Below are 25,163 nucleotides of genomic sequence, written 5' to 3' on the forward strand. Positions count from 1 at the left end.
ACCGCTAAAATCACTCAGCACTCTTTAAAGATACTCGCGCAAAAAATCAAAGGGATCGTCTTCCCAACAAGGTTCAGGTATTAGCCAAAATAAACTACCGCTGATGTCGGCTTCAATTTCATCACCGTCGTCTCTATCAAATAGTTCTATCAAAGCTGTCCAATCACGTTCTCTGAGAGATGTTATCGATGGGGCATATACCTGGAGATTATTTGAGTAATTCACGCGCAAAGTTGTGCTTAACAGCGGTAAAAAGTTAATATAAAAATTTAGAAATAATCAAATTCTAGCTTTGACAACCGCAGTCATACCAATTCAAAATACAAAAAGTCTGATTTAATTTGACTTCTCAGGGTTGTATCTATCACATTATTTTTTCAAATGGGTATTAAATAGTTATTTTGATAGTATTAAATATGGACTGCTCTTATAAGTGTCTCACAATTTAAATAGGACTGCTATAGTATTTATTACATATTACAAGCTGAATTTACTCAGACCGGAAAAATCCTTGAGGCTGAGATTCTACTAATTCCACGCCAAAGACTTCCGCAAAAGATTTTGCTATGTAAAAACGCACTTCTTGACAGGTGATACCTGGAATCCATTCGGCTAAACTGCCTACAGGTTTGTCAGAAATACCGCAGGGGACAATGCGCTCAAAGCCTGTCATGTCTGGACAAACATTTAACGCAAAGCCGTGCATAGTAATCCAACGGCTGACTTTAATACCAATAGCTGCAACTTTTCGCCCTTGCAACCAAACGCCAGTAAAAGCCGGAATTCTTTCTCCTTGCAATCCATAAATTGCCAATACGCGAATTATTACTTCTTCGAGTTGCCGTAAGTACCAATGGAGGTCTTTACGATAACGTTGCAGATTTAAAATTGGATAGCCCACCAGTTGACCGGGACAATGGTAAGTAACCTCGCCGCCTCGTTCAACTCGATGCACATCATACTCACTGTTTACCCTGAGCGGAGCCGTACCCCTCCGGGGAAGCAAGCTACGCGCAGCGTCTCGTAGAGAAGGGTCAATATCAAATTTGAGAAAGTCTAAGTTGCTTCCTTGTCCCAAAGTGTAGACAGGAGGATGTTCTAGCAAAATTAATACGTCATCTAGACTTGGGTCATGAATGCGCTTAGTGACGAGCGATCGCTGCCATCCATGAGCTTCCAAGTAAGGCATTAACCCTTGATTGTACAACAAACAAATGTTTTTTTGTGGTTTTATACTATGGATCATGCCAAAATTCAACCGTATAAAGAACTAAATATATTTCAAGTTACAGGATTAGAATCAACAATTGTCAAGCTTTGCAAAGGATTTTAAAGGAAAGTCAAGGGAACATGCATTAGAAAATACAAAGTGCTAGCTTGAATATATAACCTCAATAGGTTTTAGGAGGAATTCTCTGCAATAAGCATTATGCCAAGACAATAAGGAAGAATGTACTGGCTGATGACTTTAATATAATTGTTTGCATTTCAAACAGAATCAAACTTCCACAAAGCCTTGTATTCTTGAACAACAGCAAGCAAACCTCAATCGAACACAGAAGGAGCAACTATCAACAGTTCTGCAAGCATTCCTTTAAAGGAAAAGGTAGTCATAGGAGCTACAATTAGATTTCCTCACTCAAGAGTGCTAATTGGATATACAATTAGATATCAGCGCAGAGATGAGGAGGTAAATCAAGGGTATACTTGACAATTCCTCAGATGCAGCAAGCTGAGAGACAGCTTAACAGCAGTAGATACAATATAGTTCACAATTTGTTTTGGCGGGAGTAATAAACCTTACCGCAATTTCTTTTCATACAAAGCAAATTCACACATCTAAAATATTCAGCGGGAGAGTATTACATGAAGCTTGTCATCCACGGCAAAAATATTGAAATCACCGATGCGATTCGTGAGTATGTACATCAAAAAATTGAAAAAGCAGTTAGTCACTTTCAAAGCATTACAAATGAAGTGGATGTGCATCTTAGCGTCGCCCGGAATCCCCGAATTAATCCAAGACAAGCGGCTGAAGTAACTATTTATGCTAATGGTAGCATTATTCGTGCCGAGGAAAGCAGCGAAAGTCTATATGCCAGCATTGACTTAGTTGCAGATAAAATTGCTCGTCAACTGCGGAAATATAAAGAACGGCGTCAAGACCACAAAACTCATACTCAACCAACAGAAGTAGTTATTCCAGAGTCGATAGTAACAGATTTAATTGGCGATCGCACCGCCGAATTGCCCAACGAAGTCGTCCGCACCAAATATTTTTCCATGCCGCCGATGACTGTTGCAGAAGCCCTAGAACAACTGCAACTCGTAGGACACGACTTTTATATGTTCCATAATTCTGAAACTGGAGAGATTAATGTAATTTACGAACGTAACCACGGCGGTTATGGTGTCATCCATCCCCGCAATGGTAACGGACATACTAACGGCAAAAATGGCAAGGCAAGCCATACTAATATAGCCATGCCAGAAAAGTCCCATTCTAGTAAATAGGCACTGGGAATAGGAAGATGAGGGGAGCAGCACTTCGGCTCCCTTCCCCACGGGACGCTATGCGTAGCTTGCTTCCCCGGAGGGGTACGACTACGCTACCTCGGCTCCGGCTCCATCGAGCGACTTGTACTGAGCGTAGTCGAAGTAAGTCGAGATGCTCTGCACAAGTCAGGGCAAGTCGCTCAGTGACCGACGAGGAGAAGTTCTTTCCCCTCTCCACTTCTACCTCTTCCAATGCCCATTCCCTCATTTTGCAAACTGTTGCAAAGTTTTCAGATATTAGAAAAGATCGTTCAGTGTAAACGGCGTGAAGGGTAGAATCATTGTTTGGCAATCGCAACAGTCACCTTTCCAGATTGTGGCGTGTATTGAATTGCATTGATAATTAAGTTAGAAACGAGACGATAAAGCTGGTCAGAATCATCTACGATATTTAGAGGTTGCTCGACTCGAATTGCAGATGTTAGTGTCACTTGAGCAGAAAAGGCGATCGCTGCAAATTCCTCTATTAAGTCACTGACAATATCATTCAAGCAACAGAGTTCATGTCGTAATGGGATATGTTGCCGATCTAGGCGAGCTAACAGCAGTAAATCAACAACTAAAGTAGTGAGTCACTGATTCTGACGCTGTATAGTTTGTAGAATGTCCCGTACTTCGATTTCATCCAATTTCGGCATCAACAAAGCTGATTCCACCGTTGCTTGTGTCGCAGCTAAAGGTGTTCGTAATTCATGGGCTACATCTGCTGTAAATTGTTGGATTTGTCTATAGGATTGATAAATAGGTTACATCGCTAATCTTGCTAACCACCAACTAGCAACACTAACTACAACCATCGTTGTAGGCAATCCCACGGCTAAAATTAATTTCACAGCATTGATGATTGTATACACAGAGCCAAACGTACTCGCGTTAGGTTAAAAAGTTTATTTTGATTCATAACAAAATATCGTTTGCAGCCGTTTGAACCTTTATAGGAAAACGTTTAGGTAGGATTATCCTGTCAGTATCCTACTGCGATCGCCAAGCGTATTGATTGGTTCTTCCGTAAACAGATGAAATGCTCTTCAGATGTCGTTGACATTTTAACCAAGCTCTCAACTTTCAAAGATCATCTGCCAACTGGAAGCCCATCGAGTCCTATACTTTCCTACTTTGCACATATAGATATGTGGGAAGCAATCAACGAAATTGTTGATTTGGCAAATTGCACTTTGACTGTCTACATAGATGATGTCACAATCTCAGGCGATCGTGTTCCAGGTGAGTTGATTGGGCAGGTCAAAAAGCAGTTTCATCGTTACGGATTACGTAGTAACAAGAAAAAGGAAAAGCATTATATTGGCAAAAAATCATACGAAATTACTGGAATTATTGCTACAAATGAAGGTGAGTTAAAAATTCCTAACCGACAGCATTTAAAGATGCATCGATGTCGTCAATTGCTTAAATTAGGTATTAGATATGAAAAAGGAAAAGATATCTTGAAAAGGTTAAGAGGTTTAAAAGCATAAATGCAACAAATCAGAAAAGCAAATAACAGTAGTATAGAAATATGACTAGCTATTTTTAATCAGAAGGAAATTGTTGCCATAAGCCACACTATTTAACTATTCACAAGCAATGAGGTTAAAAATGCTGAATAATATTGAAGGCATCTATCGTAATGGTCGAGTGGAACTCACCGAACAACCCACTGATATACATGAAGGAACACGAGTGATTGTGACTTTTGTGAGGTCGAATGAGATTGACCTAGCTTCTCAGGGAATTAACAAAGCGCAAGCTGAGATTTTGCGATCGCATTTAGCAACCTTTGCAGATGATTGGGATAGCCAGGAAATGAGTATCTATGATAACTATGACGTAGCCAAAACAAACCTCTAAGCGAGGTGATGTTGTTCTGGTACTATTTCCAAATTCTAACCTGACTACTGCTAAAACACGACCTGCTCTGATTGTACAAGCAGATAATTTGCAAACAGGTTTGCCCCAAGTTATCGTTGCTATGATTACCAGCCAGATGTTTCGAGCAGGATATCCTAGCCGTGTCACTATACTGCTAAGTTCCTCAGAAGGAAAACAATCCGGGCTTTTAGCAGATTAAGTAGTAATGGCTGATAACTTGGCAACAATTACACTTTCCGCAATTTATCAAGTAATTGGCTCACTACCAACAGCAAATATTGACCAAGCATTGAGAGATACACTTGGATTGTAGTGAGAACTAATGCAGCATAACATAAAACGCCCGTCTACTTTTTTGCCATCAATGTCTACAAGCATTTTCACTTGATATTGACCTGAAAACTTTATTACGAATTACAAATTACTTGTTGTACCAAGCTTTTCGCCACTGTTGCATTTGTTTAATCTCTATATCTTGGGCTTTGATAATTTCTTGGGCTAATTTCTTGATTTCAGGGCGTTTAGACTTACTTAAGGCATCTTTTCCCATTGTTACAGCCCCTTCGTGGTGAGGAATCATTGCATTGATAAAGCGCAAATCAAATTCAGCATCGGCTGCACCTAAGTCTTGACTCATCATCATAGTTTGCATCTGGTCAGACGACATCTCCATCATGTGACCCATTTGGCTGTTGTAAGCCATTGGTTTATCTCCCGCCTTGGGATACCAAGCTTGTCGCCACTGCTTCATCTGAGTGATTTCTTGGTTTTGCGATTTGATAATATTGTCTGCTAATTTTTTGATTTCAGAACGTTTTGATTTCTGCTGCGCAACATTCGCCATTTCCACAGCCCCTTGATGGTGCGGTATCATAGCGTCAATAAATCGTAAATCAAAATTAGCATCGGCTGGGCCTAAATCCATGCCCATACTGTGATTCATCACGCCACCACCGTGGTTCATCATCTGCTTGTCTTTAGCATTGGTGGCGGTTTCCTTTGGCGCTTGGCTTTGGTTCTGGGAAGCAGTACTAGTACAGCCTGTAATTAACCCACCTGCTGAAGCGATCGCAGTAAAAGTTAGCGCTAAAAAGCCATTCCTTAAAAATAGCAGTTGCATAAATCTTACCTAATATATTTCTAATTCTAATGATCTAATGATCTAATGAAATCTAGATGAAATCTAAAGATCCCCGACAACTTGTTTTTACAAAGTCGGGGATCTTGTTTCTTATTGCACTGATTGCTCATGCCTATACTCGGTACATGGGAGATTTATCAGGTTTACTACTGTTCGCGCACTAGCATTGCTGGCTCCTTGGTTTTCTCCTGGGGCGCATTGGATATAGCTATGTTTCTACACTGGCTATTTGGCAGCATCGGAGTTTGTTGAGGCTACCATCGTCTGTTGAGTCATCGTAGCTTTAAAGTACCTCGGTGGTTAGAGTATGCGATCGCCCGATGAGCAAGGCTTTATAAGTAGCGAACAAAAAATGTTAAAAAATGATAAGTTCTGATTGGACTAAATAAAATTAATTAATACGTATCTATCTTAGGTTATAGTTTATCTAGCTTATAAAGATTGATAGTTGATGGTTTTGAACAGCATGATAACTACATTCATACTGGCCATGTTTTACAAAAAAATAAATTTATATGCATAGACGAGCGCCCTTATATTATTTCTTTTTAGGAGTATTAACAAGTTCTAGCTGTTTGATTTTCAGTGTAGCAGCCCAAGTCCCATCTAATTCGCAGCAGTCCTCGGCTCGGAGCGAAGCTGAAACTGCTAGTTGGTTTGAAGCCCATCGCACACAGCCAGGCGCTTTACGAGCATTTGTACAACGAATGCCGAAGGGAGGAGATATCCACAGTCATCTAAGCGGGGCTGTGTACGCAGAACACTATCTGGAATGGGCTGCCACCGATGGGTATTGTGTGAATCCAAAGGCGGGGGCTTTAGTTGAACCTAAGGCTTGCGGTCAGGACAGTAGCTATTTTCCAGCCTCAGAATTGTTAAACCGAACATCTGTTTATGATTCCCTAATAAATCGTTGGTCTACTCGTAACCTCCAATTTGCTGGAAAATCAGGACACGACCAATTTTTTGAAGCTTTTAGTGGTTTTGGGCCAATATCAGATTCTATGAGCCGTCGAGATGATATGGTTGCAGAAATAGCAAATCGGGCAGCTTCGCAGCATATTACCTATCTAGAGTTAATGCTTACCGTTCAGGGCAGTGAGGTTCGACAGCTAGGGCGTGAAGTTGGTTGGAATAAAGATTTGCAAGAGATGCACCGTCAATTGCTCAAACGAGGATTAAGCAAGCTAGTGACACTCGGCAACCAGCAATTTGCACAGTTGGAGCGCGAAGTCTCGAAAACACTCGGTTGCGGCACTCCATCGGCACAGCCTGGATGTGCAGTGACGGTGCGCTATTTGCAGCAAACGACAAGAACAAAGTCACCCGTTGAAGTGTTTGCTCAGTTAGCTTATGCCTTTGCACTAGATTCATCAGATTCGCGGGTAGTTGGCATCAATCTCGTCGCCCCAGAAGACAACCCGATTGCACTGCGCGACTACACCCTGCAAATGCAAATGCTGCAATTTTTCAAACGCCAATATCCCAATGTCAAAGTCGCGCTCCATGCCGGAGAGTTAACTCTGGGGTTGGTTCCGACAGAGGATTTACGTTTTCATATTCGGCAAGCTGTAGAAGTGGCACAGGCATCTCGCATCGGACATGGCGTGGATATTCTTTTTGAGGAGCGTCCCTTCGAGTTGATGGAGCAAATGCGGCGACTCGGCGTGTTGGTCGAAATCTGCCTGACTAGTAATGAGGTCATTTTAAATGTCCAGGGAGATGAGCATCCTTTTAGGGAGTATTGGAAGGCTGGAGTACCAATGACCCTTGCTTCTGATGATGAAGGCATTTCCCGCATCGATTTGAGTCATGAGTATCTGTTAGCAACAACGAGATATGGGCTGGGATATAAAGACCTCAAGCGACTGGCTCGCAATGGCTTAGAATATAGTTTCGCTCCGGGAAATAGTCTCTGGAAGTCGTCTGAGTTTAAGACAATGGTTCCAGCTTGTGCAAGCGATATCCCTGGTGAAACCTCTGTTTCTCAAGGGTGCAGTGCTTTTTTGAACAAGAGCGATCGCGCGCGGATTCAATGGCAGCTAGAGTCTGAATTTGCTCGGTTTGAGTCATTGCAGAACTGGCTTTGATGGACTTTCACGAAAAATGTAGAGCAACAAATTATTTGACCTCAGCGACAAATTAGAAGTCAAGTTTTTCATACCTGCAAGCTTTACTGCAACAATACCTTTGCCAAAATTTTCTAGGCTCTTATTTTGGCAAAGGTATTGTTCATGAGAAAGGCATTGTCATTTTCCAAGCAACTGGGCTTTGATTATTGTGAAAAATTATACTTACAAAGTCAAGATTGTCTAGGAATAAACTTATGTATCATTATTGTCATTTTCACAATTTCCTCAAATTCTTTTGGTAAGTTTAAGGTAAAGCCAAAGCATGAATTGTTCTGGTTTTGCAGAACTTAAATAGCTGGGAGAAGAGTTATGGATACTGCTGTCAAATATGACCTAGAAGTTATTAAAGAAGAAGCGCGCCAACTTATTCACAAAGGACTTGTAAGACGTAACCAGCCAATTTATGCTTTGTGTCAGTACATTCCTGGTCGAGATTGGATTTGTGTTGAGCTTGAGCTAGAAGAAAATGACTTTTTACTCAGAGATAAGATTATCGATCTGTTGGGTCGTGAAGACTGGATTGAAGATTAAAACAAAAGTGTAAAGCTAAAAATGTAACAGTGTTGCTTGAGTAATAATTAAGTGAGAGCCAATTTCGGCGTTACAGAACAGTGGGATGAATTGGGGCAAGCAGGGGAGCAGCACTTCTCTACGAGACGCTGCGCGTAGCTTGCTTCCCCGGCGGGGTACGGCTACGCTCTGTTACCAAGGAGCAGGGGAGCTAGGAGAGAATTTTGGAAGTTGCTAAATCATTCCGCAAATATGCAACGCCAATTTTATTTAATGCTATTTCAACAGTGTCGCAACTAAATCTTCTGCGATCAAATGTTTAGGTGCTTGTGATATTTTCGGGATGAATATTTGGCTTTAATTAAAGAAACCGTCATCTATTCTTGAAAATACAAAAGGCGTCTGGTAAAACAAAAACTTCTGTCCTTGGCTAAAAGCTTGTATCGTGAATTTATTAAGTTTGGTTAAACTTCACAAATTACTCAAATTATTTATCTAAGTTGAAAGTAAGGTAATTACAAAATAATTTGAGAAGCAATTATGGCAGTTAATTATCGGGAAAGAATTATTGCTCTTTGGACAGTATTTCTGTTAGGAATACTGTTTCATACACAACTAGGGTTAATGCCACTGTTTCACGGTTTATCTGTTGTCGAATCTCAAAAAGCGACAAATCTCAATGATATTTCTGGAATTATGTGGTTGATGCTGGGCTTTTTTGCCCTACCAATGCTCGGAATTATCGTCACTGCTTTTACCGATTCAAAACGTTATCGCATCATTCATTTTGGCTTAACTATCTTTTACAGCATCATGAACTTACTACACGTGATTGTAGATTTATTTGTACAGCCAGTTTTGTGGTATCAGATAGCCTTGATGGTCTTGTTATTTTTTGTGGGTTTATTATTAAACATTACTGCTTTTAAATGGATGCGGCTGCACACCAGGGTTAATCAATCACAACACCATCTAGAAAGCTCACATTTTTAGCTGTTAATTCAAATTGTGAGCAATATTATCGACCCAGTTACCCGCATTGAAGGACACGCCAAAATCTTTATTTACTTGGATGATAGCGGACAAGTCAGTGATGCTCGGTTTCATGTCACAAAATTTCGTGGTTTTGAAAAGTTTTGTGAAGATCGTCCGCTTTGGGAAATGCCAGGAATTACGGCGCGGATTTGTGGAATTTATCCGGTGAGTCATTTATTAGCTTCTGCTTTAGCAGGCGATCGCATTCTTGCGGTTAGAATTCCTAAAGCTGCCGAAAAACTACACCGTTTATTGTAAAAGAAATTTGGCGAGAGTAATTTATTTAGAATTCAGAATTCTTATTTAAAAACAAAACATCCATAAAAGTTCTCTAATAACATTTAACATTCATTCTTCTGTAATTTGCATTCCAAAACGTAAATCTACCAACGGCGATAATGCCTAATGGTACAATAACAGAAGCATGAAAGCGTGAAGAAGAAACTCCTCATTTCTCCTCAACAACTCACATCAATACTAGCAGAGAAATCATCACAGACTGTCATTATCGATACGCGAAGTCAAGAAGATTATGCTATTTGTCATATTTCTCAAGCCATAAATATTAGAGATTTTTTCACCTATCTTTTAGAGAATTCCTCCCCAGCAGGATTAAAGGAATTGCAAGAGTATTTTACAGAAATCATGAGCAGGGTAGGAATATCTGGTACAGAACAGTTAATTGTTTATGAAGATGCTTTAAATAAAGGTTATGGTCAATCTTGTCGAGCAGCTTTCTTGCTGAAATATTTAGGTTGCACTCAGGTATCTATTTTACACGGAGGATATAGAGAATGGATCAAGGCAGGATTACCTACTACCGATGAAGTACCGAAGCGTGAAAGCAGCATATTTAGATTGCATCCCAATGCTGACATAATGGTGACTACCACCGAGATGTTGCAAGCAATTGAGAATCCAGCAATTATTAAATTAGATGTGCGCGATCGCAACGAATGGCTTGGTTTGAGTTCTTCTCCTTACCATCCTGATTTTTGTCCCCGCAAAGGTAGAATCCCTAACTCTGTATGGTTAGAATGGCATCATCTGATGAATTCTGAATCAGAAATCCCTACGTTCCGATCGCCAGATGAAATCCGAGAAATTTGTCAGTCAGTAGGTATTACCTCCGAGTCAATTGTGTATATTTACTGCTTTAAAGGTTCAAGGGCTGCGAATACATTAATAGCCCTTGAAGAGGCGGGAATTTCTGCTAGAAATTATTTCGGCTCTTGGAATGAATGGTCTCGTGATTTTTCACTACCAATTGATAGTAGAGTCATGCAATGAGCGTATAAAGCAATACGCTTGGCTTAAGAATGTGAGTAGAATTATTGTGTCGCTACAGTGCAAATACACTTTAACTTAAGCGCGATCGCTAAACAGTAAGTATCTAGGCATAAATAAATTTAAAGTTTGTAGTAAGGACTTTAGTCCTGATAATCCTTGCTCTGAGCGATAAATCGCTCACTACAAACTAGGAGTTTATTTTATATTTAATTATGTCTACTTACTTATTACCAAACTAGTATTATTTAATGCTCAATCATCCATTTGAGCATACTGTTTTGCAAATAGGTAGCCATCTGCATCACTCAAAAAGCTCATAAAACTCATTGACAACACATAGCGGCTCTGAATCATTTACCCATTGATTCTGACTGCTAAATTCTGAATTCTTCTTCAATCAAACATCAACATTTATCTGTTCTATCTGTCTAGCAGCTTTATCCCAAAGCTTTGCTGAAGTCTCATCTTCCCAATGAGTTCTCAGATGTTCCGCTTTTTTGTGACATATTCGCTCTAACATTTCTAATATTGCAGATAATGTCAATTTATTAATTAATGATTCTAAAATTTCCATATATTCTTTGTGCATGATATTTACCTCCTTAACTTCATCTAATATATGCTAACAAAACCCACTTGTTCTTAACCTGTATATTAAGGTTTGTTGCAGATTGTTACTAATATTTTACCAGCTTATATATATATTTTAACCTATTTTGAATACTCAATTTTGAGAATTTATTTCTAATAGATCAAAAAACTGTTTAATTCAAATATTTCCTCACAAGTTCCTCAAGTTTTTTATCTAAATTAAAAATAGGGTTGGATAACTAAGAAGTATGAATTGTAATGCGATGGCTTTTCTACGAGACGCTACGCGAACGCCCGCCGTAGGTATCGCAATTGGTTACGGTGATGCTTATTTAGCGTCCGAAAATTCCCAGCTGCAAGTACAATCGCTCTTACCTAACTCTTCCAATGTTATCACTGGACATACCGCGTCAAGCCCTGTAGGTCATTGTCCACCAGCTTGGTGGGTGACAGTACCAGGAGTGAACTTTGAATTGGATGAGAATCTATCACCTCTTGCTGAACAAGGAATAGAGATAGCATTTGATAAAATAAACCACTTAATCAAAACTGCGAGGAAAAAATTATGTATGAAGTTGGCATGATGCAAAATATTCTTGATGCTGCTGTTAAACGAGCTAAAGACGAAGGCGCTCAACACATTCGTTTAGTACAAATGCGAGTGGGTGAGGCATCTGATGTAGTGCCAGATTCTTTGGAGGTTGCCTTTGATGTTGCCAAAAAAGGAACAATAGCCGAAGATGCCAAACTGCAAGTAGAAAATATTCCTATTGTTTGTTATTGCTCAAATTGCAACATTGAATTTCACCCGACTAGCGAACTGAATGAATGTCCAGAGTGTCACCAAGCTTATTGTGAAGTGCGTCAAGGCAACGAGTTTGAACTAGCTTTTCTAGAAGTGTCTTGATTCATCGCCTGAATATTCTTTCAAGCTAGAGAAACTGTCAATCCTTACTATCTAGCTTGTGCAGACATCAACCAGAAAGTCATGAATGAATTTGCTGCGATGACTGGGTAAATAATATCAACTATTTGAATACCACGGCGACCCAGCAGCCAAACGAGTTATTGTGTTCATGGGTTCTGATTGTTGGGAAAAGCGCAACATTACCCAAGAAATACCCGTCAGGCTTTGATTATTTTCGGATATGTCTATTAGGCAAAGGTAGCACTTTTACTATTCAATTACCCTTTGATGTCACAGCAATTTCCCAATTTAAATTGCTGTATCGTGGCCAGCCTGAATTTAAATAAAATTTTCTTACCAAACTTTACTCATATTCAAAATAAACCCAGGCAACACCAACTCGCCACTAACACTAGTAGGATTATCTAAACATTCTTCTGGCAATCCAGGACGATAAATATAAACTTTACGCTGCTTACGGTCAATCAACCAGCCTAACTGTATTCCTGGCTCATTCATATATTCCTCCATTTTTTCTTTCAAAGTCTGGAGGTTGTCGCTAGGAGATTTGAGTTCAACTACAAAATCTGGACAAATGGGTGCAAACTTTTGCTGTTGTTCTGGAGACAGAGAATTCCACCGTTCTAGTTGGCATCACCGTGCCAAAACGGGAAAATTGTACGCTAAGGCTGAAAGCTTTACCCAGCAGGCATTTTAGCCACTAATTTTCACAGCACCCGTAAGCGGCTGTTTACCCTCAGTTGATTGGTGCAGAGTAGTAACAATACTCTGCACCAACAAAAAATAACAGCCCAAATCCTTACATACAAAAATTTTCAGCCTTAGCGTACAATTTCCCCAATTTGTTGGACGTTAGGAAATAATATGGCAGACCAAATCCTCATCGGTAGTGGCGTTATAGGAGCGACTAGTGCTAGTCAGCGATTTATAACACTTCTACTGGTGCGCTGTTCTTTGATGCTGATGGCAATCAAACTGGATTTGGCGTGGTGCAGATTGCAACGCTATCTAATAAACCTTTGATTGATGGAGGTGATATTTTCGTCATCTAATTTAGAATTGCCACAACAAGATTTCTAATTATTCCTAATTCTTCTCTGTTCAAAACAGGGAAGGATTTGTTTATGAAGTTGATAAGAGGTTTTGTCTGATTGTGATTATTTACTAAAACTTGGGCAATATAATATAGTAGTAATAAGCTTAAAAAGGTAAATATCAGCCACTTATTAAATTGAAATAATGTTCTTTTCAATACATTTTACTGTGTTAAAATAACAGTAAATATTAACTTTTTAGCCAAGTATAAACTAAATGTATATATGAACGTAAAAATGTTAATTACATCATCTATATTACTCACTTTCCTTTTTGGTTGTACAGATTGTGAGGCTAAAAGAACTTCAAATCCCAATCATATAAAGCAGTTACTAACAACTAAAAAATGTTTCAAGTGTGACTTAGGTGGTGCAGATTTAACAAATGTTGATTTAGCTGGAGTAGATTTAAGAGAAGCTGAACTGACTAATGCTAAATTAAACGGTGCAAATTTACAAGGATCTGATCTACGCCAAGCAGAGATGCGATGGACTGATAAATCTGAAAATGAGCATGGAGAATCTGGATTCTCAGAAATCGGTGATATTGATTTTAGTTGTAGTGTAGACTATAAAGTTTCGTTAGAGAAAGTTAACTTACAATCAGTTAACTTTTCTGGTACTAATCTCTCTGGCTTATTTATTTCTGATAGTAATCTCCATGCTGCGGATTTAAGTAGTGCTAACTTCAAAGGTACGTATTTTACAAAAGTAGATTTATCACAAGCAAATCTAAATCATGCTAATTTATCTTACGCCAGCTTCGGCAATGCTAACCTTCACTCGGCAAACTTACAAAATGCTGATTTAAGCCACAGCGAATCAATCGTCAATGTAAACTTAAGGAATGCCGATCTAAGTGGTGCTAGATTAAATGCTGCAAAATTGGATGGAAATGATCTAAGAGGTGCTAACCTCCATAATGTTGACTTTACTCAAAGTAGCGTAGATAGAACAGACTTTCGTGATGCTAAAAATCTGACAGCCGAGCAAATTAAATTGGCACAACATTGGGAAGAAGCGGTATATAACGAAGAATTTCGCGCCAAATTAGGACTACCTGCTTGCAAAACTAGGTTAGGAGAGTATTTAAGGCGACCTTTTATCTTTAGTAAAATTAAGAAAGGATGTTTTCAAAGATAATCAGCTTATTTTTGAAACTTAAAGGTAAATTTTCCCACCCATTAAGGTAAAAGGTTGCCGTCCAAGAGGCAGAAATGCTTATTCTTTCGGAAGAGTGATTGCAACCTTTGTATCTCTGTTCAAACTATAATCCAATTATAATAGTCTTGAATAAGAAGAATCATAAACGAGCAAAATAAAATATCAATCTTTCCACTTAAACTTTTGGACGCAAACTGTACCGCCCGATAATCTCTACATCAAGTTCATAAGTATCGCTCAGTCCCCGCCGCTGTAGGGCTTGATTTATCGCATTCTGCGATGCCAGAATTTGCTCAACTCTGTAATTTGAACTAAAAAATGAGATTTTAACTCATGATATGCTTCAGAAATGAGTATCCAAATTTATAGTTCACTTTTATTCGAGTTTTTTACTAATAATGATTATCGTGTAGAGGATAAAAAGACTGATACAAACGTCGCTTGTATCAATACTTTAGCTTGATTATCATTATTATTCAGCTACGATTTGAGTAGGCTTGAGGACTTCCCGTGAAAAGTCAGTGAAGCCGATAGAGGTACTTCAAAAGGCGATGCTAAGTACTAATGTCATAACTCTTTTAATAGAAAGCATTGTGAACGGGGCCATAGCAATTAACAACGAATAACCACAAGTATCGCTGAAATGCTTAGGTGATATGGCTTTCAGCCTTAGCGTACAATTTTCCCGTTTTGGCACGGTGATGCCTAGTTTAATCCAGGAGGCATCTGGAGAGCGTTCTGCACCTGTTGATAACTTAAATCCGGTACTAGAGCTAAAAGTGATACCTGTAGTATCTTCTTCTGACCACACCCACAACGACCCAAATATATTACCTTCTCGGTTTCCTGTCTCTGAACCAGTAGGAGGCATAATTACCAATTCTCCAAATTTATTCCGCTCAATGCGTAAATCACGATTCACCTGACAGAATTCAAAAAATTGTTCGTCTGTCATTTGCATTGATGACGGAATTTGCAAAACCAAAGGGGATGAGAACATAGGCATTCCTCCAGGTTCGGATGCTAGCCCACTGACTATATTCTCACGCAAAAAAACAAAGACGCAAAGTTATATCTTGGCGTCTTTGTTTTTTATCATAAATCATTCTCAGATTTACTTGTTAGGCTGAGGAGTCATCCGCAGATAAGGTTTAATTTCCTCATAACCTTTGGGGAATTTCTGTTTGAGTACTTCTGGATCTTTCAGTGAGGGGACAATTACAACATCCTCTCCATCTTTCCAGTCAGCTGGTGTCGCCACGCTGTAATTATCAGTCAATTGTAGAGAATCAATCACCCGCAAAAGTTCATCAAAGTTGCGTCCCGTGCTGGGAGGATAGGTGAAAGAGAGACGGAGTTTTTTATTTGGATCAATCACGAAGACCGATCGCACTGTCACAGCCGCATTAGCATTGGGGTGGATCATGTCGTACAGATCGGCAACCTTGCGATCTGCATCTGCCAAAATTGGGTAGTTAAGAGTGGTGCTTTGAGTTTCTTCAATGTCTCCCACCCAGCCTTTGTGTGATTCTACGTCATCAACGCTGAGTGCGATCGCTTTGACATTGCGCTTATCAAATTCTGGTTTTAGCTTGGCAACTGTGCCGAGTTCTGTTGTACAAACAGGTGTAAAATCAGCAGGGTGAGAGAACAGCACAACCCAGCTGTCACCTGCCCATTGGTAAAAATCGATGTCGCCGTGTGTTGAGGCTTGCGTAAAGTTGGGTACTGTGTCACCTAGACGGAGAGCCATGAGAGATTCCCTGTAGTTAGAAAGGCATATATATTCTAGTATGCCATCATGACATAAAACCCCTATTTCCCAATCGGACTTTAGCAGTTTGAAACAAAATTTTAGGTTGTCAGCGCTCTCGGATAAAGGACGAAAGAGAGGTAAAAACTATTGACTAAAATACATCTGTATGCTTTTAATTAATATGTTTTTTAGAGGTTTTTCTTTACATAGAGAATTCCAAATATCAGGGCAATAGCTGACTACAAGCCATTGCAGGTTTAGGCTTATTGTGTGACAACATTTCCACATTATTGCAGAATTCCGGGAACCTTTATTGGCATGGATACAATATTTTGATAAGTTTCCAAACTCTTAAAAATTTAATTTTTATAACGTACGAATTGCGAATAAAAACTAAAAATATATTTATTATTTTTGAATTATGAATTACTTATGATGATAGTAATCTTTTTAGTGATTGGTGTTATCCTCAGCACCACTGCGAGTTTTGTTTTTGGAGTTCCCTGGTTGATGCCGATTTTAGGTGCTGCTGTCCCCTATCCCATTTTCTTTTTAGAAGTGCGTCGTCAACAATATAAAAGTGCTTTTTGGTGGATGTTACTGTGGGGAGTTTTGCAGAGTATTGCCGTGATTATAGCAACAGCGATCGCACCACAAACAGCAGCAAAAGTTATTCTCCGTGGACAGTCATACACAACAGAGATGTTTCACTGGATTCGCACGGGAGAAGGTATGGAAGGAACAATCCGTTTATTTCTACCAGACCATTTATTGCAATACGGAATTTTTTGTATTCTCTGCGTTGTCACTTTAAGTAGTGCGGCATTGATATTCGGCACTTGGATGCTGAACTACATGAATTTTTATGTTGCAGAATTAGTGAAAGTTAGTGCTAAACCCTGGCTAGCAGCTATTTTAGGGTGGTATCCTTGGTCACTTCTGCGGATAATCGGGTTTATCGCCACTGGGGTAGCTTTAGCTGCATTAGGATTAAATTTATTAAATCGCATCAGAGGCGAAGTTCCTAAGTCTCCCTTTCCGAAAACTTATATGTTAATTGGAATTGGTTTTGTGATTGCGGATATCGTTGTCAAAGCAGTTCTAGCGCCTATTTGGCAAAAACTGCTGTTATCTGCGTTGGGTTAAATTCATTTGTTTGTGAGAATTTTTTGGTAGGCTTGGATTGTTTGCTTTGCGATCGCATCCCAGCTAAAATTTTCCAAGGCATATTTTTGGGCGTTTAATCCCCGACGTTGGCGTTCTGCGGGATTTTCTAAAGCCTCTTGTAGTAACTCTACCAGTGCTTGCACATCTGTTGCGCCTACCCAACCAGACTCACTATCACGTATCTGTTGACAAATATGCACTTGGTCAGAAATGACTACGGGTACACCTGCAACCATCGCTTCAGCTACAGCAATCCCAAAATTTTCGTAGTAGGAAGGTAAGACAAATAAATCAGCAGCTTGTAGTAAACTAACTTTTAGTTCACCAGTGACAAAACCTGTAATTGTAGTGTGCGATCGCAATGGTGAATTTTGAATTTGGGATATTATCTTTTGTTCGTAATCTGGATCTTGAGGATTTGTCCCAGCTAAGACAAAATGAAACTTATAACCAACCGCTAACAGCTTCTCTAACGCCGGAATCAACAAATTTAACCCTTTTTTTGGGTCAATTCGTGACATAAACAACACCAACGGTACATCCTTTGGTATTTCTAACTGACTACATACATTTTTAATAGAAGATTGACGGGGAATCACACCCAAGGGAATCACCAAATCTGGCGTAGATACTCCAAATCGTTCTGATACTTTAGCTTCTTGATCGCTGGTAAAATGAATTGCTGCTGCACTAGCTAAATTTTGACGTTCTATAATTGCGACATAAAGCTGTTTTAATTGCTTTTTCTTCTGTAAATCAGCCGGATCGAGAGTACCCAAAGGACGGAAAATATAAGGTAGTTTTTGCTGACGACACACAAGAGCAGCAGCACTAATTATTGGCGAGAATAGAGCGTGAATGTGTGCTATGTCAAACTCGTGAGCATGACGTTTTAACCAGTTTAATAAATCGAGGGAAAATTTGTAGCGACGAAACGGCGCACAACGAAAGTAAATTATTTCATAGCCATCTTGTTTAATTGGGCGATTTAAGGGAACATCCAGAGGTGTTTGACCATTATCACCATTACTATCAGTTGTGAGAATTGTAACTTCTACTCCCTCTTTTACTAATGCTGGAGCTAATCCAAGTACCATTTGACTCGGCCCACCGTAAATTAGAGAAATTGAGGGGACAATTTGTAATATTTTCATTTTTTTTCATTTTTCATTTGTCCTTCGTCATTTGTCATTAGTTATTTGTCTTTTGTTATTCACCTAATGACCAATAACTAATGACTAATCACTAAATCTTGATAAAACTCTAATTGCTGTTTAGCCAAAGCTTTATTTGTATATTGAATCATTGCTTTTTGATAACCCATTTCACCGAGAGTATGAGCAAAATCTGGTTTATCCATTAATTGAACTAAGCAATTAGCAAGAGCTTGAACATCACCTTCAGGAAAAACTAAGCCAGCGTCACCAATTACATAGGGAATTTCACCAGAATCAGAACCAATCACAGGAACTTGGCAAGCCATCGCTTCAATTAGCACATGACCAAATTGCTCTTTCCAGCCAGCAGAAGTTAAGGTTTTAAACTTGTAAGTTGTTTCTGAAGGTAATACTAGAGTACTCATTAAATTGATATAACTTGCAACCTCATCATGGGGAACACTTTCTATCAAAGTTAATCGTTCTTTAATATTGTTTTCTGCCGCGATTTTGAGTAATTCAGTCTGCAACTCGCCGCGTCCTAATAACAGTAATTTCCAAGGTTTATTTTTCAAAGTAGCTAAGGCTTGCAAAAGCGTTAATAAACCCTTTTCTTGCACAAAGCGCCCTACAAAACCTACTACAAAATCATCTTTATCAATGCCCAACTTAGCTGCTAACTCTGGTTTGGCTTTGGGAGTAAATAAACTTTCATCTACACCCAGTTGTGGCATGACTTTAATTGCACCTGTATATCCCCGTTGTCGCAAAACTTCTGCTCCATCCTGATTGCCAGAAATAATGCCGTGGCTGTGGTTGAGGTTATATTTTTCTAATAAAGAAATTGGTAGTTTCAGTTCATAAGGAAGATTCCACCAGGTAAAAAATACATTTTTTGCCTTGAGTCCTAATAGCTGATTTAAGGCAATCATTTGAGTATAAGCCAAGGCTCTAGAACCTTGTTCAACTTGGATGATTTGCGGGCGAAATTGTTTTAATAAAGATATTAAATCAGCGCCAAAGGTAAGAAGTCCCTGATGATTTTGACTAAAATTAGAAACTGGAACTATTTTAAATCTGCCTTCATCACGGTATTCAGTTTCAATAATTCTGTTTTGTACACCGCCTGGTTTCCAGCGCTTTGGGACTACAACTGTCACTTCAATGTCAGGTTCTAGTTGAGATAAAGCGCGTAATTTCTCACAGTTGAGGTCTACGATATAAGTGTGACTAGCAACTAAGATTTTCATCTATCCTTTGTTATTCACTAATGACTAATGACCAATGACTAATAACTAAACTTGTTCATCCAATCGACTGTAAATTTGACCATCGTTCCATAGTGATTGGATGACAGTACCCAAGGCTTTGAAAAAACCCAAAATGTAGAAAATAGCGCGAGTGGCAATTTTGATGGGGGAACCACTTTTGTGACAAGGTGGGCGTCCGAGAACGTGACAGTCAAATAAACGACCATATAAGCGCAAAGCTTGAGTTGCAGTCAGGTTTTTCAGTCCTAGTAAAAAATGGTTGTGGTAAAAGGTGAGTTGATATTTGAGCGATCGCATACTAATATCGTGACAACCCCCTGTTTCTTCGCCTAAATGCACCAAATGGGCTTCTGGGTCGTACCAAATCTTATACCCCGTCTGTCTCACCCGCAAACAAAAATCTGACTCTTCGCGCACTGCACTCCCGCCAAACCTCTCATCAAACCTCAATCCATACTTCGTAAAAATTTCGCGGCGAAAAGACATATTACAACCCCTCGCTGTCAGCACTTGTTGGGGTTTGATGGTATGTACCAAATCAATATGATACCAAGCAATTCCTGGGTCCATAGCTTCGGGAGGCAGATATTCAATCTGTAAATCTCCTCCAGAATCACCTAATTTCATTCTGTCAAAGACCCGACCGGCTACAGCCCCCACCTCTGGGTTTTGCACATAATTTTTCGCATGGGCTGCTACCAATCCAGGGGTTAACTGAACATCATCATCAATAAACAATATTATTTCACCAGATGACCGCCGGACAGCATAATTCCGCGCCCCTGGTAAACTTGCCCAATCTAAGCGCAACCATTTAATTTTACCTGCCTCCGCCATCTCTTCTAGATAGGCTTGAATTTCTGGTTGATGTTTTGCGGTTTGGTCAACAACTAAAACTTCAAAATTTGGATAGTCCTGTTTTAAGACATCCACAATGCTATCGCGTAGCGCTTCCTCTCGTCCGTAGGTCGGGATAACTACAGTAACTAATGGCCAATTATTCATAACCTTTATTAAGTAATTTTACTGTTTTTATAATAGCCTTGTAGAAATTAATTTTCATGAAATTCAGTAAGCGGCTATTGCTTTAATTTACATACTGTATTTTCACGGATTTTGGAAAACCTTACTTTCATTCTTTTCTCTGACTACGAAATTGCTTACCCATCAATAAGTATCATCGAAAAATAAGTGTATGGCGAGAATTTCGAGGTAGGTTTGAAATACTGAGGTATTTTTGACCCTCAATCATATCTTTAGCCATTTTCATTTCACTTAAATTGTTTTTAAACGTTTTTTCTTCTTTTTTTGCTCAGGGTTAGCATCTTCCTTATCTTGTTTCTCCAGTTCTGGTAACTTAAAAAGAACTCCCGCAAAAAACCAATAATAGGCAGCAACAGGATCGACATCCAGAGGATAGTAGTAAGTGTTGGTGCTAATAAACAATATAAACACCCACAAAGCTGCTCCGGAACTACGGAAATTACGGTTCTTTATAGAGCGATAAGTTTTAAAGCCCAGAATTGTTAAACTTGTTACCAAACCCAGAAACGCTAGTAATCCAAAAATTCCCACTTCATAAAGTACTTTGGGGTAGTAAGTTTCCACAAGCTTAGTTTGACCCATCACACGGGCAGAGTTAGTTGCTCGTCCTAAGCCGCTTCCCAATGGCCCGTCTACGTTTTTCCAATTTTCTTCAAATTGCTGGATGATAAAATCTTGAGGTGGTGAAGCGTTCCAACGACTGATAAAACTCTCGGTTCTCTCTTGTACGACAGCAGGGTTACTCACCATCGCAATTCCCAGAATAAAGGCAAGTCCTACGCCTATGGGGATAAATCGTTTCAGGTTGCCAAGTTGTCCGGTAAGCAATAGCAAAATCCCAAAGCAGATTGGTACTAAAGCTAAGGCGATTCTCTGCCCAGAGATGACAGCATCGATAAAGACTCCCACTATAGAAGCTAAACCGATGATCCGCCATATTGGCGAGGGATCGGTGAAGCCGGTGGCAAAGGTAAAAAAGGTGCTAGAAATTAAAAACCATGCCCACTGCCAAGGAGCTACAAATGTCCCTGGTAGGCGAATAACTCCTTCTTCGGGACTATATACTAGCGCTCCACCAAAATAACATCGGGCTTCAAGTGTTGCTCTAAATAAAGCATCTCCTTCAAGACCTCTAGTACCCTGACATACACCAGTTAGTAGTAAAAAATATTGAATAAATCCCAGCGCGCAGCAAATCAGTGTGAGGACAATCTGGAGGCGCAATAAAAATAGAAAATCCCGCTTATCGCGAATTAGATAGTAGGCACAACCAATCAGGGGGACATAGCCTAAAAATACTTTTAATCCCAGAATTCCCATACCTAATGGTATTTCTGGGGCTGCTTTTTCTAATAGTCCTGCACTAGGCGGGTTAAATTGCTGTCCACCATTGACAAACAACAGTGTTAGCAGACTGCAAGCCAAAACAATATAAAGTGGGATTTTAATACCTTTGGGAATAATTATAGGTAGCCCCTGTCTACGGCAAGTCTGCCAAAGTCCAATTAGCGCTGGAACGTAAAAAGCATCTTTAGCTAATTGGAGTATGGGACTATTGCCCAAGTAGTAGGTAACAGTACCTCCCACAGGTATGTAAATGATGAAAGCATATAGGGCTTGGCGCGGATATTTGTAGGAAAGGGACATGACTATTATCCCTAACACGCCAGGGACTGCTGCTTTAATTCCAGCTACGAAAAAAAGTAGAATGCCAACGAAGACACCGCCAAAAGTGGCGGTGGTGAGTAAGCTAGTGAGTTCTTTACGTACTTGAGCAGATTTGCGCTTTTGGGCTAACTGTTCTTTGAGACTAAGGGTAGAAGTTTCCTTTTTAGCCTGCTTTTTCGATTTTTTAGATTTCTGAGATTTTGGTTTAAATTTTGGCATAGTGGCACTGTAGCCTATCAGCCTCGCAAAATACTCCATTATATAGGACTAATATTTGATTTTAAAATACACGTAGGGCCAGTGCGTTGCGGAGGTTCCCGACACATGAGACTTGCTCTAAGCGTTGGCGCAGCCTCTCGTAGTCTCGTAGAGAAGTCATGCCGTTGGCGTACCCTTACAGGGAAGCAAGCTACGCATAGCGTCTCCCTTTGGGAGAAGAGAAGGCTTTAAGTTGTAGTAACTGGCGTTGTGTTAGCGCAGAAACTACGGCACAATTTCAAGCTTTTGGTACGTTACACGCCGCTAACACACCATATAAGACAATACGCTTGGGTTAGCGTCAAAAACCATAAACTGCGTAGGTTGGGTTGAACTTTAGTGTTACCCAACAAACCACTGAAAATGTTGGGTTTCGTTCCTCAACCCAACCTACAATTCTCCTTAACTGAACCGTATTGTCAGATAAGACCATTTATGAGATTTTTTCAAAAACAATTTACAATTCTGATAGTTGATAAATCTCTTTGGATTGCTGTAGATTGTATAATCCAAATTCGTCTCTCAATGATTGATTTAATAATTTACGATTAAAAATGCTAAATCTTAATCTTTTTGAATTTTCAAAAAGATTTTCTCCTGTTGCCAAAATATAAACCGCCCCTGGAAATGGTAATGATTTAATGGATTTTCCTTTGTTCTTTAAAATATCTCTGACTTTAGCGTGGTCTATATAATATTTATAGTATCCGTAGCCACGATTATATTCTGCGGTTTCTGGCAAATCATTCAAATCATATCGAATAATGTTACAAGTACCGCACATTTTATAAAAATTGCTTCTCTTAATATAGATGTAATTATTGCCTTCTTGATATTTATAACCTTTATTTATAAACCATCCATTAGAATCAGGGTGTTGTTGAACAAATTTCGCTAACTTTTCACTCACACAATCGTCAGCATCAACTGTCATCGTGTGAGTGGGATAAAATTGACGAGCATACATCAATCCTTTTAAGATTTTACGCCCTTTATCTGTGTCTCCTTTGGCTACAGGAGTAGGCTCGTTTGGAGGGGAAAAATCAACTGTAATGTATGTAATATGAGGATGAGTAAATTCTATTTTGGGCTTTTCGTGACAAACAACAATAACGTGAAAGTTAGGTGAAGTTTGATTGCAAACTGATTTAACACATCTTTCAAATAATTGTGTAACACGCTCCCAGGAGTTGGAAACTTGTGCACTTTTGAGTGGGATAACAAAAACAAGCACTGTATTTTATCAGAACAAACAGCTAGGAATCTCGAAGCAAATAATAACACGTTAAGACTGACGCTAAGACTAAATGTCAGTAGATCGAAAAATTTTGTAAGTTAACGAAAGAATGAGGGTTTCAGACGAAGTTTTTCTGTTGACGATCGCGATGTTTACGATGGTCAATGAGCGACTGGTGAGCGGAGTCGAACCATGTCGAAGTGCGAGCTGCGCCTACGCTTGTACTGCCCCCTTAAACCACCAACAACGCTCGTTCCTTGAAAAGCAGACTTTAGGCAAATTGTGTTCCTAAACTCTAATCAATGGCTGGTAAGGGTTCTGGAAAACTTTTCGGTCTACTGACAGTACACAGAGGCTAATTACCCAATTTCACCCAATTTGAGTTACTTGCTGATTCACACGAGGACGGCCAAAGCGTTCCCAAGCACTCCCTCCTCGCAAAAATAGCTCTAAAAAGCGCAATGGTTCTCCTGAATCGCCTCTTGACCAACCGGAACTACCAGGAGCAAAGGCTAAAGTCCCTTCAGACACCTTGAAACTGCCATCAGAATATACCGCATCACTAACCACATCTCCAATTCGGATTGCGATCTTGCTTTGAGGCTCCAAGTTAACTGTATGTGCCCCAATAGTTGTTTTAATGTTGCCGTAGCCATCAATCCAGGCAATGCGATCTGATGGAACATCTGGGATTTGCTCGCTCTTGAGGCTATCTCCCAGAATGCTAAAATCTTCATTCATAATCGCAGCCGCAGCCGGAGGAAATACATCCCGCGAGCGAAACTGCGAACCACCACGGGAAACGTTGACTACTCGCAACTCCTTTGTATGGTCTTTGATAAATGAGAGGGTGTAGCCTGCATTCACACCCACTACTTTTACACCATTGGATAGAAGGGCATAAGTTAGCCCTTCACCTTCATTATCTCGACGAGCTTCAGGGTCGTCCTGACGAGGCGCACAGTTGTGATAAATTAGACGATCGCTAGGGCCAGGGTTAAGTCCTAGTTGGGCAATCCAGAATCCCGTTGCTAAGGTACTGAATGCTGGAACCGAAAGCAAATGAATTTGGGCATGGGGAAAAGTCATCAGCAGACGTTGTGTGACTTCAGTAAATGCCGGATCTCCTGTACCGTAGTCTGCAATGACGCAGATAAACATTCTGCTCCTCCTTTTGATGGGGTAATTTGCAATCAACCTAATTCATAATTAGTAATTATGAATTATTTCGTCATTATCTGATTACAGGGTGAAATGAAAAAACGAGTGTTCATTTCACTCCTAATTAATAACGT

General features: G+C 39.7%; 25 protein-coding genes and 5 pseudogenes. 16 read left to right on the top strand and 14 right to left on the bottom strand.

All coding sequences use genetic code 11. From position 1 onward, the window contains the following. Positions 1 to 24 precede the first annotated feature (24 nt). Together V7K53_RS13175 and lipB are read right to left on the bottom strand one after the other, a co-directional pair. Positions 25 to 225 carry a hypothetical protein gene (locus tag V7K53_RS13175; protein ID WP_094348136.1) on the bottom strand — a complete coding sequence of 67 codons (201 nt, stop codon included), beginning with the start codon at positions 223 to 225 and terminating at the stop codon, positions 25 to 27. 265 nt (positions 226 to 490) lie between these two features. Beyond that, positions 491 to 1,246, bottom strand: coding sequence for a lipoyl(octanoyl) transferase LipB (gene lipB, locus V7K53_RS13180; RefSeq protein WP_335197937.1), 756 nt, complete (start codon positions 1,244 to 1,246; stop codon positions 491 to 493). A 620-nt stretch (positions 1,247 to 1,866) separates the two neighbouring features. On the opposite strand from lipB, the gene hpf reads away from it, so the two are divergent. Next, a complete protein-coding gene (gene hpf / locus V7K53_RS13185) occupies positions 1,867 to 2,514 on the top strand; it encodes a ribosome hibernation-promoting factor, HPF/YfiA family (RefSeq protein WP_335197938.1) in 648 nt (215 codons plus the stop codon). 332 nt (positions 2,515 to 2,846) lie between these two features. Here the strand turns inward: hpf and V7K53_RS13190 are convergent. Further along, a pseudogene (locus V7K53_RS13190) lies at positions 2,847 to 3,398 on the bottom strand (sensor histidine kinase); the annotation flags it as partial. A 174-nt stretch (positions 3,399 to 3,572) separates the two neighbouring features. Here V7K53_RS13190 and V7K53_RS13195 point away from each other — a divergent pair. The 3 genes and pseudogenes from V7K53_RS13195 to V7K53_RS13205 all read left to right on the top strand — a co-directional run. Continuing rightward, a complete protein-coding gene (locus V7K53_RS13195; RefSeq protein WP_335197940.1) occupies positions 3,573 to 4,031 on the top strand; it encodes a reverse transcriptase domain-containing protein in 459 nt (152 codons plus the stop codon). Positions 4,032 to 4,152: 121 nt separating this feature from the next. After that, positions 4,153 to 4,404 carry a hypothetical protein gene (locus tag V7K53_RS13200; protein ID WP_335197941.1) on the top strand — a complete coding sequence of 84 codons (252 nt, stop codon included), beginning with the start codon at positions 4,153 to 4,155 and terminating at the stop codon, positions 4,402 to 4,404. 10 nt (positions 4,405 to 4,414) lie between these two features. Beyond that, a pseudogene (locus V7K53_RS13205) lies at positions 4,415 to 4,624 on the top strand (type II toxin-antitoxin system PemK/MazF family toxin); the annotation flags it as partial. A 222-nt stretch (positions 4,625 to 4,846) separates the two neighbouring features. On the opposite strand, the gene V7K53_RS13210 reads toward V7K53_RS13205, so the two are convergent. Further along, the gene (locus V7K53_RS13210) at positions 4,847 to 5,545 is read right to left on the bottom strand and encodes a DUF305 domain-containing protein (RefSeq protein ID WP_335197942.1); all 699 of its coding nucleotides are present in this window, start codon (positions 5,543 to 5,545) and stop codon (positions 4,847 to 4,849) included. 56 nt (positions 5,546 to 5,601) lie between these two features. Here V7K53_RS13210 and V7K53_RS34045 point away from each other — a divergent pair, with 56 nt between their 5' ends. The 7 genes and pseudogenes from V7K53_RS34045 to V7K53_RS13240 all read left to right on the top strand — a co-directional run bounded on the left by V7K53_RS34045 (position 5,602) and on the right by V7K53_RS13240 (position 10,533). After that, positions 5,602 to 5,730, top strand: a complete 129-nt coding sequence (locus V7K53_RS34045; protein WP_442940489.1) for a biliverdin-producing heme oxygenase — start codon at positions 5,602 to 5,604, stop codon at positions 5,728 to 5,730. Next, a pseudogene (locus V7K53_RS13215) lies at positions 5,703 to 5,884 on the top strand (acyl-CoA desaturase); the annotation flags it as partial. The gene V7K53_RS34045 and the pseudogene V7K53_RS13215, both read left to right, overlap by 28 nt. A gap of 197 nt (positions 5,885 to 6,081) precedes the next feature. Then, entirely contained in the window at positions 6,082 to 7,656 is a 1,575-nt protein-coding gene (locus V7K53_RS13220) for an adenosine deaminase (protein WP_335197943.1), read from the top strand. 351 nt (positions 7,657 to 8,007) lie between these two features. Next, positions 8,008 to 8,229 carry a DUF4327 family protein gene (locus V7K53_RS13225; RefSeq protein ID WP_335197944.1) on the top strand — a complete coding sequence of 74 codons (222 nt, stop codon included), beginning with the start codon at positions 8,008 to 8,010 and terminating at the stop codon, positions 8,227 to 8,229. A gap of 519 nt (positions 8,230 to 8,748) precedes the next feature. Further along, entirely contained in the window at positions 8,749 to 9,201 is a 453-nt protein-coding gene (locus tag V7K53_RS13230; RefSeq protein ID WP_335197945.1) for a hypothetical protein, read from the top strand. A gap of 12 nt (positions 9,202 to 9,213) precedes the next feature. Beyond that, positions 9,214 to 9,498, top strand: a pseudogene (locus V7K53_RS13235) (nickel-dependent hydrogenase large subunit); the annotation flags it as partial. Positions 9,499 to 9,675: 177 nt separating this feature from the next. After that, a complete protein-coding gene (locus V7K53_RS13240) occupies positions 9,676 to 10,533 on the top strand; it encodes a sulfurtransferase (protein ID WP_335197946.1) in 858 nt (285 codons plus the stop codon). Positions 10,534 to 10,930: 397 nt separating this feature from the next. Here V7K53_RS13240 and V7K53_RS13245 read toward each other — a convergent pair whose 3' ends face one another. Next, on the bottom strand, positions 10,931 to 11,122 hold the full coding sequence (locus tag V7K53_RS13245) for a hypothetical protein (protein WP_335197947.1): 192 nt from the start codon (positions 11,120 to 11,122) through the stop codon (positions 10,931 to 10,933). Positions 11,123 to 11,372: 250 nt separating this feature from the next. Between V7K53_RS13245 and V7K53_RS13250 the strand changes: the two genes are divergently transcribed. Both V7K53_RS13250 and hypA read left to right on the top strand, forming a co-directional pair. Then, a complete protein-coding gene (locus tag V7K53_RS13250) occupies positions 11,373 to 11,708 on the top strand; it encodes a hypothetical protein (RefSeq protein WP_335197948.1) in 336 nt (111 codons plus the stop codon). Then, positions 11,690 to 12,031: a hydrogenase maturation nickel metallochaperone HypA gene (hypA, locus tag V7K53_RS13255; protein ID WP_335197949.1), complete on the top strand. Its 342-nt coding sequence runs from the start codon at positions 11,690 to 11,692 to the stop codon at positions 12,029 to 12,031. Before V7K53_RS13250 ends, hypA begins: the two co-directional genes overlap by 19 nt. A 354-nt stretch (positions 12,032 to 12,385) precedes the next feature. Here the strand turns inward: hypA and V7K53_RS13260 are convergent. Further along, positions 12,386 to 12,682: pseudogene (locus V7K53_RS13260) on the bottom strand (Uma2 family endonuclease); the annotation flags it as partial. 234 nt (positions 12,683 to 12,916) lie between these two features. Here V7K53_RS13260 and V7K53_RS13265 point away from each other — a divergent pair. Continuing rightward, positions 12,917 to 13,075, top strand: coding sequence for a hypothetical protein (locus V7K53_RS13265; RefSeq protein ID WP_335197950.1), 159 nt, complete (start codon positions 12,917 to 12,919; stop codon positions 13,073 to 13,075). 296 nt (positions 13,076 to 13,371) lie between these two features. Beyond that, positions 13,372 to 14,289 (top strand): pentapeptide repeat-containing protein, encoded by a 918-nt coding sequence (locus V7K53_RS13270; protein WP_335197951.1) that lies wholly within the window; start codon positions 13,372 to 13,374, stop codon positions 14,287 to 14,289. A 562-nt stretch (positions 14,290 to 14,851) separates the two neighbouring features. Here V7K53_RS13270 and V7K53_RS13275 read toward each other — a convergent pair. Both V7K53_RS13275 and V7K53_RS13280 read right to left on the bottom strand, forming a co-directional pair. Continuing rightward, positions 14,852 to 15,310, bottom strand: coding sequence for a Uma2 family endonuclease (locus tag V7K53_RS13275; protein WP_335197952.1), 459 nt, complete (start codon positions 15,308 to 15,310; stop codon positions 14,852 to 14,854). Positions 15,311 to 15,424: 114 nt separating this feature from the next. Next, complete coding sequence (locus V7K53_RS13280; RefSeq protein WP_094348143.1) at positions 15,425 to 16,063, bottom strand: peroxiredoxin; 639 nt, start codon at positions 16,061 to 16,063, stop codon at positions 15,425 to 15,427. 435 nt (positions 16,064 to 16,498) lie between these two features. Here V7K53_RS13280 and V7K53_RS13285 point away from each other — a divergent pair, with 435 nt between their 5' ends. Then, entirely contained in the window at positions 16,499 to 17,212 is a 714-nt protein-coding gene (locus V7K53_RS13285; protein WP_335197953.1) for a hypothetical protein, read from the top strand. Between the two features lie 2 nt (positions 17,213 to 17,214). Here V7K53_RS13285 and hpsP read toward each other — a convergent pair whose 3' ends face one another. The 6 genes from hpsP to V7K53_RS13315 all read right to left on the bottom strand — a co-directional run bounded on the left by hpsP (position 17,215) and on the right by V7K53_RS13315 (position 25,029). Next, positions 17,215 to 18,387, bottom strand: coding sequence for a hormogonium polysaccharide biosynthesis glycosyltransferase HpsP (gene hpsP, locus V7K53_RS13290; protein ID WP_335197954.1), 1,173 nt, complete (start codon positions 18,385 to 18,387; stop codon positions 17,215 to 17,217). A gap of 77 nt (positions 18,388 to 18,464) precedes the next feature. Beyond that, positions 18,465 to 19,640: a hormogonium polysaccharide biosynthesis glycosyltransferase HpsO gene (gene hpsO, locus V7K53_RS13295; protein ID WP_335197955.1), complete on the bottom strand. Its 1,176-nt coding sequence runs from the start codon at positions 19,638 to 19,640 to the stop codon at positions 18,465 to 18,467. 45 nt (positions 19,641 to 19,685) lie between these two features. After that, on the bottom strand, positions 19,686 to 20,666 hold the full coding sequence (gene hpsN, locus V7K53_RS13300) for a hormogonium polysaccharide biosynthesis glycosyltransferase HpsN (protein ID WP_335197957.1): 981 nt from the start codon (positions 20,664 to 20,666) through the stop codon (positions 19,686 to 19,688). A 270-nt stretch (positions 20,667 to 20,936) separates the two neighbouring features. Then, complete coding sequence (gene hpsL / locus V7K53_RS13305) at positions 20,937 to 22,592, bottom strand: hormogonium polysaccharide biosynthesis protein HpsL (protein WP_335197958.1); 1,656 nt, start codon at positions 22,590 to 22,592, stop codon at positions 20,937 to 20,939. Positions 22,593 to 23,088: 496 nt separating this feature from the next. Then, positions 23,089 to 23,865, bottom strand: a complete 777-nt coding sequence (locus tag V7K53_RS13310; RefSeq protein ID WP_335197959.1) for a glycosyltransferase family A protein — start codon at positions 23,863 to 23,865, stop codon at positions 23,089 to 23,091. Positions 23,866 to 24,237: 372 nt separating this feature from the next. After that, positions 24,238 to 25,029, bottom strand: coding sequence for an SAM hydrolase/SAM-dependent halogenase family protein (locus V7K53_RS13315; protein WP_335197960.1), 792 nt, complete (start codon positions 25,027 to 25,029; stop codon positions 24,238 to 24,240). Positions 25,030 to 25,163 lie beyond the last annotated feature (134 nt).

Origin of the sequence: Nostoc sp. (assembly GCF_036917355.1) — a bacterium.
Taxonomy (GTDB): Bacteria; Cyanobacteriota; Cyanobacteriia; order Cyanobacteriales; family Nostocaceae; genus Nostoc.

What these genes read in the sequence shown, in the direction of transcription:
- lipB (WP_335197937.1), bottom strand. Translation starts at nt 1,246, where the DNA reads ATGATCCATAGTATAAAACCACAAAAAAACATTTGTTTGTTGTACAAT.
- hpf (WP_335197938.1), top strand. Translation starts at nt 1,867, where the DNA reads ATGAAGCTTGTCATCCACGGCAAAAATATTGAAATCACCGATGCGATT.
- V7K53_RS13195 (WP_335197940.1), top strand. Translation starts at nt 3,573, where the DNA reads ATGAAATGCTCTTCAGATGTCGTTGACATTTTAACCAAGCTCTCAACT.
- V7K53_RS13200 (WP_335197941.1), top strand. Translation starts at nt 4,153, where the DNA reads ATGCTGAATAATATTGAAGGCATCTATCGTAATGGTCGAGTGGAACTC.
- V7K53_RS13210 (WP_335197942.1), bottom strand. Translation starts at nt 5,545, where the DNA reads ATGCAACTGCTATTTTTAAGGAATGGCTTTTTAGCGCTAACTTTTACT.
- V7K53_RS34045 (WP_442940489.1), top strand. Translation starts at nt 5,602, where the DNA reads ATGAAATCTAAAGATCCCCGACAACTTGTTTTTACAAAGTCGGGGATC.
- V7K53_RS13220 (WP_335197943.1), top strand. Translation starts at nt 6,082, where the DNA reads ATGCATAGACGAGCGCCCTTATATTATTTCTTTTTAGGAGTATTAACA.
- V7K53_RS13225 (WP_335197944.1), top strand. Translation starts at nt 8,008, where the DNA reads ATGGATACTGCTGTCAAATATGACCTAGAAGTTATTAAAGAAGAAGCG.
- V7K53_RS13230 (WP_335197945.1), top strand. Translation starts at nt 8,749, where the DNA reads ATGGCAGTTAATTATCGGGAAAGAATTATTGCTCTTTGGACAGTATTT.
- V7K53_RS13245 (WP_335197947.1), bottom strand. Translation starts at nt 11,122, where the DNA reads ATGCACAAAGAATATATGGAAATTTTAGAATCATTAATTAATAAATTG.
- V7K53_RS13250 (WP_335197948.1), top strand. Translation starts at nt 11,373, where the DNA reads ATGAATTGTAATGCGATGGCTTTTCTACGAGACGCTACGCGAACGCCC.
- hypA (WP_335197949.1), top strand. Translation starts at nt 11,690, where the DNA reads ATGTATGAAGTTGGCATGATGCAAAATATTCTTGATGCTGCTGTTAAA.
- V7K53_RS13265 (WP_335197950.1), top strand. Translation starts at nt 12,917, where the DNA reads ATGGCAGACCAAATCCTCATCGGTAGTGGCGTTATAGGAGCGACTAGT.
- V7K53_RS13270 (WP_335197951.1), top strand. Translation starts at nt 13,372, where the DNA reads ATGAACGTAAAAATGTTAATTACATCATCTATATTACTCACTTTCCTT.
- V7K53_RS13275 (WP_335197952.1), bottom strand. Translation starts at nt 15,310, where the DNA reads ATGTTCTCATCCCCTTTGGTTTTGCAAATTCCGTCATCAATGCAAATG.
- V7K53_RS13280 (WP_094348143.1), bottom strand. Translation starts at nt 16,063, where the DNA reads ATGGCTCTCCGTCTAGGTGACACAGTACCCAACTTTACGCAAGCCTCA.
- V7K53_RS13285 (WP_335197953.1), top strand. Translation starts at nt 16,499, where the DNA reads ATGATGATAGTAATCTTTTTAGTGATTGGTGTTATCCTCAGCACCACT.
- hpsP (WP_335197954.1), bottom strand. Translation starts at nt 18,387, where the DNA reads ATGAAAATATTACAAATTGTCCCCTCAATTTCTCTAATTTACGGTGGG.
- hpsO (WP_335197955.1), bottom strand. Translation starts at nt 19,640, where the DNA reads ATGAAAATCTTAGTTGCTAGTCACACTTATATCGTAGACCTCAACTGT.
- hpsN (WP_335197957.1), bottom strand. Translation starts at nt 20,666, where the DNA reads ATGAATAATTGGCCATTAGTTACTGTAGTTATCCCGACCTACGGACGA.
- hpsL (WP_335197958.1), bottom strand. Translation starts at nt 22,592, where the DNA reads ATGCCAAAATTTAAACCAAAATCTCAGAAATCTAAAAAATCGAAAAAG.
- V7K53_RS13315 (WP_335197960.1), bottom strand. Translation starts at nt 25,029, where the DNA reads ATGTTTATCTGCGTCATTGCAGACTACGGTACAGGAGATCCGGCATTT.